This is a genomic window from Algoriphagus oliviformis (assembly GCF_017254915.1).
In the GTDB taxonomy this organism is placed as follows: domain Bacteria; phylum Bacteroidota; class Bacteroidia; order Cytophagales; family Cyclobacteriaceae; genus Algoriphagus; species Algoriphagus oliviformis.
The window spans coordinates 1-377 of record NZ_JAFKCT010000046.1 but is presented as its reverse complement, the minus strand read 5'-3'; the positions used below and the strand labels follow the sequence as shown (position 1 = coordinate 377).

The 377-nt window shown below is 56.5% G+C and carries 1 pseudogene; it reads right to left on the bottom strand.

The window, feature by feature from the left end:
• Window positions 1-377, bottom strand: a pseudogene (locus tag J0A68_RS23280) (hypothetical protein); the annotation flags it as partial.

Here is a 377-nt window from a genome sequence, read left to right as displayed (position 1 = left end):
CAGCACCACGGCGGTCAGCAGCATCACCACGCCGGTGATCACCAGACGGCGGCGGCCGGCGGCGTCCTGCTTCAGGTAGAAGTACAAATACAGCAGGCCCATGGCGAGCAGTGAAATCACATCGAACGCGCGGTTGTTGGTGATGGCGACCAGGTGCAAAAATGCCGGGTCGGTAGCCAGATGGCGGTTAAAGAAGAAGAAGATCGCCGAATCCAGGGTAAACCAGCCGCCGTGATTGGCCGGCAGGAACCAGGACAGAAACAGCGCAACGCCCAGTAAGTTTAAGAAGAGAATGAAGGGTAAATTGCGGCGTGTCATGACATAAACCTGTTGGAAAAATGAAAACGAAACAAAACCGGCCGCCCTGCGGCAACCGG